General features: G+C 63.7%; 14 protein-coding genes and 2 pseudogenes. 13 read left to right on the top strand and 3 right to left on the bottom strand.

What is annotated here, in order from left to right; genetic code table 11:
• Positions 1–141: 141 nt before the first annotated feature.
• Both E5X88_RS25975 and E5X88_RS25980 read right to left on the bottom strand, forming a co-directional pair.
• Positions 142–573, bottom strand: coding sequence for a hypothetical protein (locus tag E5X88_RS25975; RefSeq protein ID WP_292166316.1), 432 nt, complete (start codon positions 571–573; stop codon positions 142–144).
• A 285-nt stretch (positions 574–858) separates the two neighbouring features.
• Positions 859–2,355, bottom strand: coding sequence for an aldehyde dehydrogenase family protein (locus E5X88_RS25980; RefSeq protein ID WP_292166317.1), 1,497 nt, complete (start codon positions 2,353–2,355; stop codon positions 859–861).
• Between the two features lie 141 nt (positions 2,356–2,496).
• Here E5X88_RS25980 and E5X88_RS25985 point away from each other — a divergent pair, with 141 nt between their 5' ends.
• The 12 genes and pseudogenes from E5X88_RS25985 to E5X88_RS26040 all read left to right on the top strand — a co-directional run bounded on the left by E5X88_RS25985 (position 2,497) and on the right by E5X88_RS26040 (position 14,933).
• Positions 2,497–3,240 (top strand): glucose 1-dehydrogenase, encoded by a 744-nt coding sequence (locus E5X88_RS25985; RefSeq protein WP_292166319.1) that lies wholly within the window; start codon positions 2,497–2,499, stop codon positions 3,238–3,240.
• A 28-nt stretch (positions 3,241–3,268) separates the two neighbouring features.
• Positions 3,269–4,360 carry an isocitrate/isopropylmalate dehydrogenase family protein gene (locus E5X88_RS25990; protein WP_292166321.1) on the top strand — a complete coding sequence of 364 codons (1,092 nt, stop codon included), beginning with the start codon at positions 3,269–3,271 and terminating at the stop codon, positions 4,358–4,360.
• 4 nt (positions 4,361–4,364) lie between these two features.
• Positions 4,365–5,518, top strand: a pseudogene (locus tag E5X88_RS25995) (alpha-hydroxy acid oxidase).
• Positions 5,519–6,024: 506 nt separating this feature from the next.
• Positions 6,025–7,161, top strand: a complete 1,137-nt coding sequence (locus tag E5X88_RS26000) for a GNAT family N-acetyltransferase (RefSeq protein WP_292166322.1) — start codon at positions 6,025–6,027, stop codon at positions 7,159–7,161.
• A 75-nt stretch (positions 7,162–7,236) separates the two neighbouring features.
• Positions 7,237–8,064: a MurR/RpiR family transcriptional regulator gene (locus tag E5X88_RS26005; protein ID WP_292166323.1), complete on the top strand. Its 828-nt coding sequence runs from the start codon at positions 7,237–7,239 to the stop codon at positions 8,062–8,064.
• Entirely contained in the window at positions 8,048–8,950 is a 903-nt protein-coding gene (locus E5X88_RS26010; RefSeq protein WP_292166325.1) for an N-acetylmannosamine kinase, read from the top strand. The genes E5X88_RS26005 and E5X88_RS26010 overlap by 17 nt, the downstream gene beginning before the upstream one ends.
• A 70-nt stretch (positions 8,951–9,020) precedes the next feature.
• Positions 9,021–9,743, top strand: coding sequence for an N-acetylmannosamine-6-phosphate 2-epimerase (locus tag E5X88_RS26015; RefSeq protein ID WP_292166326.1), 723 nt, complete (start codon positions 9,021–9,023; stop codon positions 9,741–9,743).
• Positions 9,740–10,756, top strand: a complete 1,017-nt coding sequence (locus E5X88_RS26020; protein WP_292166327.1) for a Gfo/Idh/MocA family oxidoreductase — start codon at positions 9,740–9,742, stop codon at positions 10,754–10,756. Before E5X88_RS26015 ends, E5X88_RS26020 begins: the two co-directional genes overlap by 4 nt.
• A 47-nt stretch (positions 10,757–10,803) precedes the next feature.
• Positions 10,804–12,096 (top strand): sugar ABC transporter substrate-binding protein, encoded by a 1,293-nt coding sequence (locus E5X88_RS26025; protein ID WP_292166329.1) that lies wholly within the window; start codon positions 10,804–10,806, stop codon positions 12,094–12,096.
• A gap of 80 nt (positions 12,097–12,176) precedes the next feature.
• Positions 12,177–13,049: a carbohydrate ABC transporter permease gene (locus tag E5X88_RS26030; protein ID WP_292166331.1), complete on the top strand. Its 873-nt coding sequence runs from the start codon at positions 12,177–12,179 to the stop codon at positions 13,047–13,049.
• Positions 13,049–13,861 (top strand): carbohydrate ABC transporter permease, encoded by an 813-nt coding sequence (locus E5X88_RS26035; protein WP_292166332.1) that lies wholly within the window; start codon positions 13,049–13,051, stop codon positions 13,859–13,861. The genes E5X88_RS26030 and E5X88_RS26035 overlap by 1 nt, the downstream gene beginning before the upstream one ends.
• A 10-nt stretch (positions 13,862–13,871) precedes the next feature.
• Positions 13,872–14,933, top strand: a complete 1,062-nt coding sequence (locus E5X88_RS26040) for an ABC transporter ATP-binding protein (RefSeq protein ID WP_292166333.1) — start codon at positions 13,872–13,874, stop codon at positions 14,931–14,933.
• A gap of 95 nt (positions 14,934–15,028) precedes the next feature.
• On the opposite strand, the pseudogene E5X88_RS26045 reads toward E5X88_RS26040, so the two are convergent.
• Positions 15,029–15,306 (bottom strand): annotated as a pseudogene (locus E5X88_RS26045) (transposase); the annotation flags it as partial.
• A gap of 469 nt (positions 15,307–15,775) precedes the next feature.
• Between E5X88_RS26045 and E5X88_RS26050 the strand changes: the two are divergent.
• Positions 15,776–16,819, top strand: coding sequence for a universal stress protein (locus E5X88_RS26050; RefSeq protein WP_292166335.1), 1,044 nt, complete (start codon positions 15,776–15,778; stop codon positions 16,817–16,819).
• Positions 16,820–16,830 lie beyond the last annotated feature (11 nt).

The following is a 16,830-nucleotide window of genomic DNA, read 5'->3' on the forward strand; positions in this document are numbered from 1 at the left end:
GCCAACTATTTCAACAACGCAGGATATGCTTCCGTCAAAACCTGAAACGCTCTAGTGTCCCGATACGGTCCTTCAGTTTGAGCGGGGGTATGCCAGCGAGAATCGCGTCTACCGCTTTCTCCAGTTCCCGCTCTGTCCTTTTCAGTTCTGCCTCGCCGCGAGCTTCGATGCAGGCCGAGGCCCCTCGGACAGTTGGCTCACATTGCCTGCGGTAATCGTGCCGCCGCCGATCACGGGTTTGAACCCGGCCAGGCCTTCGAGCGCGGTCTGCGGGCGGTTGCCTCGTCGCGGTCGAGCGTGATCAGATGATGTGATACCGCGCCGGTGCCCCTGTCCTTCACCAGCATCGTGATGCTGAACGGCGATTTCGTCGGCGAACCGCCCTCCTTGCTGAGTGACAGCGGTATGCAGCTGTGACTGAAGCGCATATTCGTCCTGAGCCTCGCGGCTGAAGCCGTATTTCTTCGTGACGAACTCGGCAGTCCTCAGCATCGGCATGTAGGCGTGCAGCACGTTGGCCAGGACGTTCGGGTCGGTATCCTCCTCTACCCAGGTGAAGTAGCGGTCCTGCACGGCGGAGATGTCCTCCTGTCCGCCGCCGCCACGACGTCCATGGCGTCCACGATGATCAGCTTGGCTACCTGATCCGCACCAATCTGCGCGAACTGGCTCACTGACCCGCCATGCTTTCGGACAGGTACCTTACACCCGTGCCAGGGTGTGTTGAGATTCAGGCCAGGCCGAGTCGAGAATGGTGGCGTTCGAGAATCGGAGCGGAGCGTACTTAAAGTACGTGAGCATCGGAAGCGCAGAACGCCGCCGTTCGCAGGCCGGCCTCATCTGAATATCAGCATACCCTCAGTCGGTTTGGATCCAGACCGCCTTCGTCTCCAGATATTCGTGCAGATGCTCGACGCCGCCCTCACGGCCGTAACCGGACATCTTCATGCCGCCGAACGGCACGGCCGGATCGATGGCGTGGTACATGTTGACCCAGACCGAGCCGGCCTTGACGCGGCGGGCGAGCTTGTGCGCGGTGCCGAGATTGCTGGTGAAGATACCGGCCGCCAGACCGTAAGGCGTTGCGTTCGCCCGCGCGACGGCCTCATCCAGCGTGTCGAAAGGCATCGCCGAGATGACCGGCCCGAAAATCTCTTCCCGCGCGATGGTCATCTTGTCCGACACCGCGCCGAAGACGGTCGGCGCGATGAAGTTGCCGCCGTCATAGAGCTCGCCCGTCAGCCGCGAGCCGCCGGCGACCAGCTTGGCGCCCTCGTCGCTGCCGGCCTTGATGTAGCCTTCGACCCTTCCGGCCTGTCTTGCGTTGATCAGCGGCCCGATTTCGGTCTCCGCCTCGATGCCGTGGCCGATGCGCAGCTTGCCGGCGAACTCGGCGACCCGGCGTACGAACTCGTCATGGACCTCGCGCGCCACGAACAGGCGCGAACCGGCGATGCAGATCTGGCCCGAATGCACGAACACCGCCATCGCTGCGACCGGAACAGCCTTGTCGATATCGGCGTCCCGGCAGACGATGATCGGCGACTTGCCGCCGAGCTCCAGCGAAACGCGCTTGAGATTGGTGACACCGGCGCGGGCGATCGCCTGGCCGGTCAGTGTCGAGCCGGTGAAGACGATCTTGTTGACGTCGGGATGCTCGGCAAGCCTTGCGCCGGCCTCGGCGCCGGTTCCGGTTACGATGTTGACGACGCCGTCGGGCACTCCGGCCTTCTGCATCAGCCGCGCGATCAGCAGCGGTGTCAGCGAAGCATCCTCCGACGGCTTCAGCACGATCGTGCAGCCGGTGGCTAACGCCGGCGCGATCTTCCAGATCGAGGCGGCGGTCGGGGCATTCCATGGGATGATCGCGCCGACGACGCCAACCGGCTCACGCCGGGTGAAGGTGACGATCTCGCCAGGAATGGAATTGTCGATCGCTTCGCCATGCAGCGCGGTCGCCATCCCGGCATAGAAGCGCAGCATGCCGATGACGCGGCGCCGGTTGGCGAGCGTGCGCGTGATCGGCAGCCCCATGTCGAGCGTGTCGGAGACGCAGAGCTCTTCCCAGTTCTTCTCGAAGAGATCGGCGATCCTGAGCAGCACGCATTGTCGCTCGTAGGGCGAGAATTTGGACCACGGGCCTTCGAAAGCGGTGCGCGCGGCGGCCACGGCTGCGTCAATATCGGCAGCCGAACCGCGCGGCACCGTCGCCAGCACTTCGCCCGTCGCCGGGTTGAGTGCCTGCATCTCCCGCCCGGACTGCGCCGCGACCCACTTGCCGCCGATGAGCATCGGCCGGAATTCGCCATGGTAGAGCGTCGCGGCCTTCACCCTCGGGTCGAAGTTCAGCGTCATCTTCTCCTCCTCGCAATTCCGACGCGACTATTACTCCCGGCGTGCGCGACCTCAAACAAGGAAAGCTAAAAGGGCGTTCAGATAATCGGACTGTGCAACGCGCGCGACTTCCCCGATGGTTCCGGCAACGGAGGAACAGATATGAGACTTGCTGGCAAAGTCGCCATCGTCACGGGTGGCGGGTCGGGATTTGGCGAAGGCATCGTCAAGAAATTCGTGAGCGAAGGCGCGTCGGTCGTGCTGATGGACCGTGACGAGGCCGCCGCGGCTCGCGTCGGCCGCGGAGCCGGCGACAAGGTGCGGCCGATCACAGGCGACGTCTCCACGTTGGAGAGCTTTGCGACGGCCGCCGATCTGGCCCGCTCGGCCTTCGGCGGGCTCGACATACTGGTCAACAATGCCGGTGTCGCGCAGCCGCCCTTACCCCTTGAGGCGATGGATGAAGGCCTGTTCGACCGCATCGCCAACGTCAATATGCGCTCGATCTACAACGGCGCCTGCGCCGTTGTTCCGCATTTCAAATCCATCAAATCCGGCGCCATCCTCAATGTCGCTTCCACCGGCGGCGTCTCTCCGCGTCCGAACCTCACCTGGTATAATGCCTCCAAGGGCTGGGCGATCGCCGCCACCCGCGCCATGGCGGTGGAACTCGCCCCGTTCGGCATCCGCGTCAACGCGATCAACCCGGTTGCCGGCGACACGCCGCTTCTGTCTACCTTCATCGGCTCAGGCGAGGAAAACCGCGCCCGCGTCGTCGCCACCATTCCGATCGGCCGGCTGTCGACGCCGCAGGACATGGGCAGCGCCGCAGCCTACTTGTGTTCGGACGAAGCCAGCATGATCACGGGCGTCGACCTCAATGTCGACGGCGGCAAATGCATCTGAACATCTGGTGTTCCCGGGGGATTTGGCGATGAAGGATGTCTACCAGATCGCGGTCGTGCATGGCGACGGCATCGGCCCCGAGGTGTGTGCCGCGGCGGTCGAGGTGGTGAAGGCGGCGCTTGGGCCAGACTGCCCTTTGCGGTTCACCGAATACCCAGCCGGGGCGGAACATTTCCTGAAGACCGGGCAGAGCTTTCCCGAGCCGACCTTCCAGGCCTGCCGGGCGGCGGATGCGATCCTGCACGGCGCCGGCGGCCTGCCCGGCGTGGTCTATCCGGACGGCACGGAAGCAGGCCTGGATTTCACGCTCAGGCTGCGCTTTGAGCTAGACCTCTACGCCTACATCCGCCCCATCAGGCTCTTCGAAGGGGTGCCCAGCCCGCTCAGCGGGGTGAAGGCCGGCGACATCGACTACATCATCCTGCGCGAGAACAGCGAGGGGCTTTACGCGGCGCGCGGGGCAGGGGCGCTGCTGCGAGGCGATGTGGCGGTCGATACGCTCGTGCAGACGCGCGCCGGGATCGAGCGGATCGTGCGCAAGGCCTTCGAGCTGGCGCGTCAGTCGAACGGCGCGCCCCGCGACGGCGTGCGGCGGGTGACATGCTGCGACAAGGCCAACGTGCTGCGCAGCTACGCTTTCTTTCGCTCCGTCTTCGACGAGGTGGCGACGGACTACCCCGACATTGCCACCGAACATGCGCTGGTCGACGCCATGGCCATGCACCTCGTGCTGAAGCCCGGCCATTTCAATGTCATCGTCAGCGAGAACATGTTCGGCGACATTCTCTCGGACCTGGCGGCGGCGACGGTCGGTGGAATGGGCATGGCGCCGTCGGCGGAGGTCGGCGACGCAAAGGGCTTTTTTCAGGCGGCGCACGGGTCCGCGCCGGACATTGCCGGCAAGGGCATAGCAAATCCCTACGGGACGATCCTGTCGGCGGCGGCAATGCTCGACTGGCTCGGCCGCGGACATGACGACGAAAGGCTGCGCCGGGCCGCCGAACAGATCCGCCGCGTGACGGAAGCGTGCCTGGCAAGGGGGCTGCTCAGCGCCGATCTGAAGGGAAGGTCATCGACCTCCGAGATCACCGGAACCGTTTGTGATCGGCTCGCGGCTTGAGGCGATGCGGCGGCTCGATCGCATCGTCTCGGTGGAGGATTTCCGCAAGCTGGCACGCCGCCGGTTGCCGAAATCCGTCTTCGAGTTCGTCGATGGCGGGGCGGGGCAGGAACTGACCTTGCGCGACAACCGCGCCGGCTTCGAGCGTATCCGGCTGCTGCCGCGTGTTCTGACCGATGTATCCCAGCCGGACTTGAGCACAACGCTGTGGTCCAGGACCTATCCGACGCCGATGGTGATCAGTCCGATGGGATCGTGCGCGCTCGTGCGCCCCAGCGCCGACATTGCCATTGCGACGGCGGCAGCGGCGCGCGGCATACCTTACACGCTGTCGACCATGCGACGACCGGCATCGAGCGGATGGCAAGGGCCGTCCAGGGACCGCTTTGGTTCCAGCTTTATGTGCTGAAGGATTTCGATTTCAATCGCAAGCTGGTGCGTCAGGCGGAAGAGTTCGGCTATTCGGCGCTGGTCGTCACCGTCGACCTCCAAACGGGCGGCAAGCGCGAGAAGGATTTGAGGAACGGGATATCGATCCCGCTGCGGCCTTCCCTGCGGCACGTGCTCGAAGGGATCGCGCATCCGGCGTGGTCGTTTCGCTTGCTTCGCGGCGGCTTCCCGCAGTTCGAGAATGTTCGCGGTTATCTCGGCGACACCAGCGCGGGTTTGACGATCGCCGCCCGTGTCGGCCGCAATCTCCATGCGGGTTTCGACTGGGATGACTTTCGCACGATCCGCGACTGGTGGAAGGGCCTGCTGATCGTCAAGGGCGTTCTCAACCCGGGCGATGCGGCGAGATTGATTGGGGAGGGCGCTGACGGGATCTGGGTGTCCAATCATGGCGGCCGCCAGCTCGACGGCGCGGTCTCGAGCATAGATGCCGTCGGGGCCGTGCATGATGCCGTTGGCGGCCAGGCTTCGGTGATGATCGATTCCGGCATCCGTACGGGCATGGACGTCATCAAGGCAAAAGCACGCGGAGCGACGGCCTCGGCAATCGGCCGGGCCGCTCTGTTGGGCGCCGTGGAGGGACAGGCCGGTGTCGAACGGGTCCTGGACCTCTTGCTCGAGGAAATCGCAACCGGCCTGAAACTTTGCGGGGTGCCCGGTTTTCAGCTGGTCGGCCCAGACTTGATTTCTCCAGTTGTCGCGGGCTGACCGGTCCGGTGGGAGCATGAGTGAAGACGCGGAACAGCTTGGCGGATTTCGAGCAGTGCCTCACTGCGAATTCAGTCAAGAGAGAAATCCAGTAGTCAGCTGACACAGCCACGCCAGCCGCGAGCGGGCTTCAAAGTTGTCTGACACCTGCTGCCTGAGCGCGTACGCGAAGGTCAGGTTGTGGCCGAATCATCCCGAAGAGGGACCGGCCAGGGAGAACCGTTCCGGGTCCTTCAGCCTTGTGGCGTCATCGTCTCCGTACCGTGGACGTGATTGCTCGTCGGTCCGACGGCAGGCGACCGCCAAGATCGATACGGACTTATTAGAAGTCAGCTACCGCGCAGGTTGGCCCGCAGATCGCTTCAGGTGGATGGGCTTGGGCAAGTCCGCGGTGGCCAGCGCCAAGCCGACCCTGCCGTTTTCCGCAGGAGTGTGAATGAATTTGGGGTCGGGTTGCGCATTGCCGTTTTCAAGGTATGATGAAAATCATCACCTATGGAAAACTAGTGAAAAAAAACTTCAACGCCACCATTGGACAGGCAACGGCGAAGGACGCTCCAGAGATCGCGTCCCTGCTAAGCTGGGCTTTTGGCTTCAGCAAGGCGCGATCCGACGAATACATTGCCAATGTCGGCCTCGGCTCGCTCAGGCTGCTGCGCGGCGAAAGGGGTGAGGCAACAGCCTGCGCGGCGCTGCTCGAGACGGCGCAGCTCTTTCATGGCCGGCCTGTGTGTGCGGCCAACATTGCCCATGTGGCGATCGCGCCGGAGCGTCGCGGCCAGGGGCTGGCCATCCCCTTCGTCGATGGCCTTTGCGAGGAAGCGCGACGCAAAGGTGCTGCCATCGCATCGCTCTTTGCCTCGACGCGACCGGTCTATCGTCGGAGCGGCTTCGAACTCGCCGGCCATGAAATCGTCTACGAGGCGGAGACAGCCAACCTGCCAGCAGCATCCAAGCTCGCTTTCGAACGCGTCGAGCTTGATGATCCGCGCATTGCCAGAGCCTATGCCGAAAAGACAACCCGGGAAGCCGGGCTACTCGCCCGATGCCCGGCGCATTGGAACGAGCTGCGGCGCAAACCGACGGACGCGCTGGCCGCCTATCTGGCCGAAGGGGCCTACCTGATCCTCGACATGGGTGATGAGGCGCGTCTTGATATCAGAGACTGGTACGCCGGTTCGCCGGAGGCCGCGCAAGGCCTTCTCTCCTTCCTGGCCAGGTTCCGCTCGGTCTACCCGGTCGTGCGCTGGCATGGCGGCCCGCAGGACGATCTGGTGGCGGCGATGCCAGACAAGGGCTGGCGTCTTGCCCATCAGGAGGAATGGCTTGCCAGCGTGCTCGATCCCGCCACGGCCTTGAAGCAGCGCGGCTACCACGTCCGCGATGCCAGGCTGGCGCTGCGGATCGGACAGGCGGCGCTGGAAATCGAGATCAGGGCCGGCACGGTCGAGGTGCGCGAGGCAACAGTCCCATCGGGTCCGACCGTCGCCCTGCAGGCGCCGGCATTCGTGCAGCTATTCACGGGCTTTCGCAGTGCCTCGAAACTGGCGCAATATGGCCAGGTCGCCGGCGATGCGGCAGACATAATTCTGTGTGACCAGCTCTTTGCCGGCCCGCCGCCCTGGGTGGCGGAGCACTTTTAGAGCATGATCCCAAAAGTGGCACTCAAATAGAAAGACATGATCCCGAAAGGGAAATCGCAGCAGCAAGGAAATTCCATGACACACGCGCTTATTGCCTCGCTGAGGGCGGCGGCCGGAGACATGACGCCGGCGCTGGCGCGCGTCGCCGACACGGTGCTGGCGCAGCCCGACGCCACTTTGCGCCAGAGCATAACCGAACTTGCCGAGGCGTCCGGAGCGTCCGAGGCCAGCGTCATGCGCTTCTGCCGGGATCAGGGCTTTGCCGGGTTTCAGGACTTCAAGCTCGCGCTCGCCAAGGAACTGGCGACCGACGAGCGGGCCAGGGACATTGGCTTGCCGACCGACGATATCCAGCGGTTGGTGGAAACCGCGATCATCTCGCTGCGCGAGACCGAGCAGCTGATTGTCAGGGCAGATATTGCGAAGGCCTCGGGCCAGCTTCTGGCCGCAACCGCGATCGACTGCTTCGGCATCGCAGCTTCCGCCGTCACGGCGCAGTACCTCGCCTACAAGATGACCCGCATCGGCAAGCTCAGCCGTGCGCTGGGCGACGCGCATCTGGCGGTCATGGCGGCGGGAACCGCGCAGCCGGGTACGGTGCAGGTGGTCATTTCGAGCTCGGGCTCGACCATTGATGCCGTGCGCATCGCCGAGCTCGCCCGGTCCAAGGGCGCCTTTGTGATCGGCATCTCCAACCGTTCGAAAAGCCCGCTGATCGCCGCCTGCGATCTTGCCTTGATCGCGTCGTGGCCGGAAACGCCGCTGACCGGTGGCGCCTTTCCGTCGAAGATCAGCCAGCTTCTGATCGTTGACGCGCTGGTGGCCGAGATGACGCGGCAGGATCCCGGGCGGCTCGTGCTGCTCAGCCGCACGGCGGAGGTCGTGAGTGACCGCAGCTTCTGATCGCCCGGCGCCGGTCCTGGCGATCGACATCGGCGGCACCAAAATTGCCGCCGCCGAAATCCGGGGCCGGCAGTTGATTGGCCGGTGGCAGACGGCGACGCCGAGGACCGGCAAGGGCGACGACCTCGTCGCGGCGATCGCCGGTCTTGCCCCGAAGCATTGGGTCGGCGCCGTTGCCGTCGCCACCACCGGCATCGTTCGCGATGGCGCGCTGACGGCGCTCAATCCGCAAACCTTGCCCATCGAGGACGGCTATCCGCTGGCGCAGGCGATCGAAAGCGTGCTCGGCGTGCCGCCGCTTGTCATCAACGATGCCCAGGCGGCAGCCTGGGCCGAGTTCAGCGTTGGCGCGGGCCGGTTCTACCGCAACTTCGCGTTCGTCACGGTGTCGACCGGCATCGGCTGCGGCCTGGTTGTCGATGGCCGCTTACTGACCGGCGCCACCGGGCTGGCCGGCCATCTCGGACATACCATGGCCGAGCCCGATGGCGTCGTTTGCGGCTGCGGCCGGCGCGGCTGCCTGGAAACGATTGCCTCTGGCACGGCTCTCGCCCGTCGTGGCGGCGAACGCTTCGGCCGCCCGGTTGCCGCCCCTGAACTGTTCGAGACCGCCGCGCAAGGTGAGGGAAGTGCCAAGGAGGTGATCGCCGTCGCCGTCGAGGCGCTGGTCAACGCCTTTGCCGACCTGACGGCGGCCGTCGATGTCGATTGCTTCGCGGTTGGCGGCGGCGTTGGCCTGGCCGGCGGTTTCATCGAGGCGCTCCAGGCGCGCTCGCTGCTGCTGCCGCGCATTTTCCAGCGTCCCATCGTTGCCGCCCGGGCCGGGGCGGACGCCGGTCTGCTGGGAGCCGCAATGCTCGTTGACGGAAATTTTCATCAAAAATAATTTCTTGACAGAAAGTTTCATCTGCTGTTGCTTGCAGGGGTCACGCTTCCGTTCGAAGGAGATGCTCCAGGTGCAGGCCCCCCAGGTGCAGGGCAATGTGCTCGCCCAGCTTGAAGGATCGCTGGTTGTGTCGTGCCAGGCGGAGCCCGGCATGCCGCTCGATGCTCCCGAGCATATCGCCGCGATGGCCCACTCCGTGGTGATCGGCGGCGCATCCGGCGTCCGCATCGAGGGCGCGGCCAACATCGCCGCCGTCCGCCGGCGCATCGACCTCCCGGTCATCGGCTTGATCAAGATCCGGCGCGACGACACCGAGATCTACATCACCCCGACGCTTGCCGATGTGGCTAAGATCATCGATGCCGGCGCCGACATCGTGGCGCTGGATGCCACCAACCGGCCGCGCCCGGCCGACCTCAAGGCGATGTTCGACACTATTGCGGCGAGGGGGCGGCTGTCGATGGGCGATGTCAGCACGCTGGACGAAGGCAAGCGCGCCATCGACGCCGGCGCCAGCGTCATCAGCACCACCATGGCTGGCTACACGGATTACTCCACCGAGCAGCGCGGCCCCGCCTTCGACCTGATGGAAGAATTCGCCCACGCCGGTCTGCCCTTCGTCGCCGAAGGCCGGATCTGGAGCCCGCAGGAGGCTGTCCGCTGCTTCGAACTCGGCGCCCGCTTCATCGTCGTTGGCGGCGCCATCACCAGGCCCGATGCCATCACCCGCCGTTTCGCTGGTGAGGTCGCTGCCTGGAACGCCCGCCCGCAGTTGAAAAGGAACCCGACATGATCAAGCGCCGCCGCGTCGCCGTTATCGGTGCAGGCTTCATGGGTTCCATGCATGCCGGCATCTTCGCCAACATGGTCGGCTGCGAGCTGGCGGCCATCGTCGATCCCAATCTGGCGCTGGCCGGGGCAGTGGCGGCCAAGGCGCCGGGCTGCAAGGTCTATGACAGCCATGAGGCGCTGCTGGCAGCCGAGCGCGATCTCGACCTCGTCTCGATCTGCACGCCCGACAATCTGCATCTGGCGCCGGCGGTTGCGGTGGCCAAGGCCGGCATCAACGTCTTCGTCGAAAAGCCGATCTCCTCCAAGGTCGAGGACGCGCAGGCGATCATCGCGGCGTGCGAGGCGGCCAAGGTCAGGCTCGGCGTCGGCTATCTCCTGCGCTTCGATCCGCGCTATGCCGCGGCGAAGGACTTGATGACATCAGGCAAGATCGGCGAGCCGATCCACATCTACGCCCGGCGCAACAGCGCCCGCACCGAAGGTCCCAAGCGCTATGGCGGCAAGCTGCCGCTGGCGCTGCACGTCACCGTCCATGACGTCGACATGGTGCTGTGGATGCTCGACGGGCAGTGGCCGGTCTCCGTCTACGCCCAGCAGACCGACCGGCTGCTCGGCGCCTCCGGCACGCAGGACAGCATAGCGGCGATCGTGCGCTTTTCCGGCGGCACGGTGGTGAATTTCGAGAGCGCCTGGTCGCTGCCTTCGGGCGCCCGCCACATGATCGATGCCCGTATGGAGCTGATCGGGACCGAGGGCTCGTTCGAGGTCCAGTGCGGCGACAGCGGCCTCTATTACGCCGGAAACGACAGCTCGCGCGAGATCGACACCCAGCATTGGCCTGTTATCAACGGCCGCATTGATGGCGACCTCTCACGCCAGCTCAACGGCCTGCTGGCCTGGCTGGACGGCGCTGACATGCCGATCGCCACCGGTCGCGATGCCCTTCGTTCGCTCGAACTCACCCTCGCAATGATGCAATCGGCAGAGAGCGGCGAAATCGTGCGCTTTGACTAGGCGCGAAATGAACGAGGCCAAGTGGCCCAACAATGGGAGACGAAAAAATGCTTACCAGACGCAATGTGTTGATGCTTACCGCGGCCACCGCCGCACTCGCACTGGCCTCGCCGTCCTGGGCTCAGGACAAGCCGTTCGACGGGGTGCAACTGTCGGTGCTGCTTGAAGGTCATCCAACCACCGATGCCATCCAGAAACTGCTGCCGGCCTTCAAGGAACTGACCGGTATCGACGTGGCGCTCGAAGTCGTTCCCGAGAGCGACATCACGGCAAAGGAGCTCCTGGAATTCTCCTCCAAATCCGGCCGCTATGACGTCGTCCAGAACAACATCATCTACCTGCCGGGCTTCGTGAAGTCGGGCTTCATCGTGCCGCTCGACGACTTCCTGGCCAAGCACGCCGCCTATTACGACAAGGCTGACTTCGTGCCCGGCTATTTCAACACCAATGTTCTCGACGGCAAGGTGTACGGGCTTCCGGTCTATGGCGAGAGCACGTTCGTGATGTACCGCAAGGACCTGTTCGAACAATACGGCCTCGCCGCACCCAAGAGCTTCGAGGACATCGAGACCGCGGCCAAGACGATCTCGGAAAAGACCAACAAGGAGATCGCCGGCATCACAATGCGCGGTCAGCAAGGCATCCAGGGCGTCTATGTCTGGGCCGCCTATCTCTGGGGCTTCGGCGGTTCCTTCCTCGATGCCAATGGAAAGTCGGCGCTGGCAACGCCGGAGGGCGTCGCCGCGCTCGATGCCTTCACCAAGATGCTGAAGGACTACGGCCCGGTCGGTGTCGCCAACTTCGGTTGGGAGGAAAACCGGATTCTGTTCCAGCAGGGCAAGGCGGCGATCACGCTCGATGCCACGGTCAACGGCGCCTACAATGAAGACCCGGCCGTCTCGTCGGTGGCCGGCAAGGTCGGCTATGTGCCGGTGCCGATGAAATCGGCCTCGCCCAAGGGCGGGTCGTCCTCGCTCGCCGTCCACTCGATGTATGTCTCGGCCGAATCCAAGAACCAGGAGGCGGCAGCACTCTTCGCCGCCTGGGCGACCGCCAAGGAACAGCAGCTGAAGGCGATCGAGACCGATCCCAACTCCGGCGTGACCTCGCTTTCGGTTCTGAACGGCGAGGCCTTCGGCAAGCGTTATGGCGCCTTCAAGGAAGGCATGATCGCCGCCATCAATGCCGGCAATCCGCAATATCTGCCGACGGTCGAGCAGGCCAACGAGATCATCAACAACACCGGCATCGCCGTCTCCAAGGCGCTCGCTGGGACGGCCAGCGCCGCGGATGCCTTGAAAGAGGCCGATGACGCCAACAACGCCGCGCTCGCCCGATAGGCGGGCAGGCGTGCCCTGCCGCGTGCGCTCCCTGTGCGCGGCAGGGCGATATCAACGGCGAGGTTGATCGATTGAGTACCGTGGCCACAGCGTCGGATCCGACCAGGCATTTCTTCCAGCCGATCATCGTCTGCCTGACCGTTGCATCGGTGGCGCTGACGCTGTTCGTGATCTGGATATCGCTGCACGACCTGTCGCTGATGCGCGCCGGGCGCGAGAAATTCGTTGGCCTGGATAATTATGTCCGCTTCTTCGGTGATCCGCGCGCCATGGCCGCGCTCTGGCGCACGGTGCTGTTCACGACGCTGGCGACAGTGATCGAGATCGCGCTTGGGCTTGCCGTCGTGCTGTTCCTCGATCGTGACTTCGCCATGAAGCGGCTGGTCAGAACGCTGCTTCTGGTTCCCATCATCATGACGCCGGTGGTTGTCGGCCTGACCTGGCGCTTCCTCTTCGACCCCGCCTCCGGCATGGCGAACTATCTCCTGTCTCTGGCCGGCATATCCCAGGTCGACTGGCTGGGCAGTCCGCAGGTTGCACTGTTTTCGGTGCTCATTGCGGATATCTGGCAATGGACGCCCTTCGTCATCCTTCTGGTGATGGCCGCACTTGAATCGGCGCCGACCGATCCCCTCGATGCCGCCCGCGTCGATGGCGCGCGCGAATGGCAGGTCACCTGGTATGTGCTGTTGCCGATGCTGCGCCGGGCGCTGGCCATCGTTGCGCTGATCAGAGCGATAGACAGCATCAAGGCCTTCGATCTCTTCTACATCATGACGCGCGGCGGCCCGGCGCTCTCGACCGAGACGCTGAACTATTACGGCTACATCGTCGCCTTCACCAATTTCGACATTTCCTACGCGCTGGCCATCGCCATCATCCTGACCATCTTCACCAATGTCGCGCTGCTGACTATGTACAGCGTTCTGTTTCCGAAGGCGGGAGAGCGCTGATGGCAAGACGCGCGCTTTTCTATGTCGGGCTGCTGCTCCTGCTGCTGGCGGTGCTATTCCCGCTCTATTGGGTGGTTGTCACCTCGTTCAAGACGACGCGCGATGCCTTCGCCATTCCGCCGGTCTGGTTGTTCAGCCCGACACTGGAAAACTACCGGACTGTCTTCGCCAATCGGGGTTTCCTCAGCGCCTTCGCCAACTCCTTCATCATCTCGATCCTGTCCAGCGCGCTTGCCGTGGCCATCGGCTCGATCGCCGCCTACGGGCTGGCGCAGCAGCCCGCCGCCCTGCGCCGCTCGAAGGAGAAATTCATCCTGAGCCTGCGTATCGCGCCGGCGCTGCTGTTCGTCATTCCGATGTACTATCTGGCGACCCGCATCGGCGCCTTGAACCAGCATTGGCTGCTGATTGCCGCCTACGCCTTCGTCAACGTGCCCTTCGCCATCTCGCTGCTCATCACTTTCTTCGACGACATCCCCAAGGAATTGCGCGACGCAGCCCGTGTCGATGGGGCGCGAGAGTTCAGCGTGTTCTGGCATGTCTATCTGCCGGCTGCGCGTGGCGGCATTGTCGCCACGCTTATCCTATGTGTGCTGTTCACCTGGAACGAGTTCTTTGTCGCGCTGGTGCTGACCGGGCGCAACACGCAGACCCTTCCGGTCTCGATCACATCGTTCCTGACATTCCAGGGCATCCAGTGGGGCGCGCTCACCGCGGCCGCCACCCTCATCATGCTGCCGATGATCGTGCTTGGCGTTCTGGTGCAGGGACAGATCGTGCGCGGCATGACGCTGGGCAGCGTAAAGGGCTGAGGACAATCCGATGGCGAAACTGTCGATAAGGTCGGTGTCGAAATCCTACGGCGCGGTGCGCGTGCTGAACGATGTCTCGGTCGAGGTCGAGGAGGGCTCCTTCGTCGTGCTGCTCGGGCCGTCCGGCTGCGGCAAGTCGACATTGCTGCATGCGATTGCCGGGCTGAACCCGATCGATTCCGGCGCGATCGTGATTGGCGAGCGCAACGTCACCAATCTCCCCGCGCGTGAGCGCGACGTGGCGATGGTGTTCCAGTCCTATGCGCTCTATCCGACCATGTCGGTCGCCGAGAACATCGCCTTCCCGCTGAAGATGCGCGGGTTCGACCGCAAAACTTCCACCGACAAGGTCGAGGCGGTGGCTCGCCTGCTGCAGATCGAGCCGCTGCTTGGTCGCCGGCCGCGCGAGCTGTCGGGCGGCCAGCGCCAGCGCGTCGCCATCGGCCGGGCGCTGGTGCGCGATCCCAGGCTCTTCCTGTTTGACGAGCCACTGTCCAATCTGGACGCGGCGCTGCGCACGGAGTTGCGGGCCGAGATCAAGCGGCTGCACCAGTCGATCCGCAAGACCATGGTCTATGTCACGCACGACCAGACCGAGGCGCTGACGCTCGCCGACAAGATCGTCGTGCTCAAGGCCGGCAAGATCGAGCAGATCGGCACGCCGCTGTCGCTCTATGACGACCCCGACAATGCTTTCGTCGCCGGCTTCATCGGTTCGCCGCGCATGAACTTCCTTAGGGCGAGCGTGGTCGACAGCGGCAAGGCCGTGACTGTCGGGGATGCCAGGGTCGACATTTCGCATCTGGCCACAAGGCTCGAGAACGGCCAGGACGTCATGTTGGGCATCAGGCCGGAGCATCTCGACGAAAAGCAAGGTGTTGAGCTTGCGCTTGCCGTTGACGTCACCGAGCGCCTCGGATCGACCGCCTATGTTCACGGTGTGCTGCCGAGCGGCGAGACGGTGGTTGCCGAACGGCGCGAGGATCAGCCACGGTTTGGCGAGACCATAACGCTTCGCTTCGTGCCAGGCCGCACCTGCGTCTTCGACGCACAAGGCGCGCGCATTCGCTGATCTTTGAACAAGCGTGCAATTTTGGAACCAAGGCTCTTTGCTAGCCTAGGCGCATCTCTAGAATAATCAAAATGTCTGGAATTGGCGCGAAGGAGGAACAGAAAGCGCCGCGCCAGTTCACGGAACCAGCCATAGACCGTCTGCGAAGGCCCGAAGTGGATCGGCAGCATCCGCCACCCGCAACCGGAGCGGACCAGATTGCGCACGGCGTTGATCACCTCCCGGAAAATCAATCTCGCGCGGACGGCCTCGACGCCCGGGCTTGGGTATCAGCGGGGCGATCTGGTCCTTCCTCGTCCGTCAAATCAGACGGGTAACGCTCGGTCTTCTTGGCGATCTGGGCCATCCGCCCACGACTCTGTTTGGTCCACATCCACAGCTTGAATCACAAATCGCCTCACCGCAAAACCCCAACCCTCGATTTTCCAAACGGCCTCTGAGGCTTTCGTGTTGAGCGCTCGTTAGGGTTTTGTGCTGCCCTAGTATTAGGTTTTTATGCTGCGCGTTGATTAGGTTATTACGTTGCACCATTGTTAGGTTTTTGGGCTGGGTGGCCAACTGCCGCAAAATCTTCTTGTACGTTTGTGGTCAATCGTGCGGCGACGAGCCCTTTGTCGGCGTCTTGCCGCAGCCAGAGTAGAAATAGGCTGGATCTAAGCTCTGGGCTTACGCATGACCCGCCACCCGGGCCATGCGTAACGACTGGTAGGCATGTAGCCTGGTGCGCGGCAAGACCGCCGGCCATCGGCTCGCCTGGCGGCAGCGTCTCGGGCTCGGAGAAGAGACCGCCGACCTGTGAAGCGACTCGATTCGCCCTGCTCGGCCCGCAACCCAGCTCCGCGGTGAGCGTATCCGGCCTACGTTTGTGCGGTCCTCAATTCGCAACGGACGGTCACGCCGGCAATCGGAGCAACAGCTGTGCCGGGACTATCGGTGCAGCTCGAGCGCTGCCGCATTTGCGTTGGATCAAAGCTGGTCTTGTCCATTGCGACTACAAAAATGTTGCAAACGACGGCCGATCGGCAGTTGCGGCAATGGCGGTGAATCTAATGAAAGTGATTGCCTCCTTGACCTTGGCTACCTATCCAGACGCGAACTCCTCGAAAATCGCAGCGAACTCGGTCGCTCTTGTAAAGCAGATCGACGCAGCGCTGCATGCCGTTGCCATTAACGTCGACATTCCCGACGTTTCGAACGCACTCTCGACCTATTTGCTCGATCTTCCCACCAAGATACGAGATGTCGAAGCAGCGAGTCGCAAGGGCGGGCGTACTCTGCTCGAGGCAATTGCGAAACAGGCGGCGCATGGCGGTGTAACCCTCACTACGCAGGAGCTGACCGCGCCGCCGGCCTTGATGGGCGATGTTGCCGCAAAGCAGTGCCGCTATTTCGATGTCGGTCTGATCGGCTGGGCGCCGGCCAACCAGACGGCTCGGATGATAGCCGAGGCGATACTGTTCGGTTCGGGTCGACCGACCCTGCTCCTCCCCGACTCCACAGACGTCGAGGTCCTTCGGCATGTCGTTGTCGCCTGGGACGGCAGCCGTGTGGCGGCAAGGGCTGTTGCCGACGCACAGGCGTTTCTCGAACGTGCCGCCTCGATTACCGTTCTGACCGTGACCGACGAAAAACCGCTTCCCGGACACGACATTGGCGAACGCCTTGCACAGGGCTTGAGGACGCGTGGTCTGGTGGCCGAGGCCGCCTCTATCCAGGCGGGGGATCGTTCAATCGGAATTGCTGTTCAGGAGGAGGCTCTCAAGATCGGCGGCGACCTGCTTATCATGGGTGGATATGGTCATTCCCGCGTCAGGGACTTCGTGCTAGGCGGTGCGACCGAAGGCGTTCTCGCGGATCTGCGCCTGCCTGTCCTCCTGTCGCACTAGGTCGTGGCGAG

The sequence above is a fragment of the Mesorhizobium sp. genome, from assembly GCF_004962245.1.
Classification (GTDB): Bacteria; Pseudomonadota; Alphaproteobacteria; order Rhizobiales; family Rhizobiaceae; genus Mesorhizobium.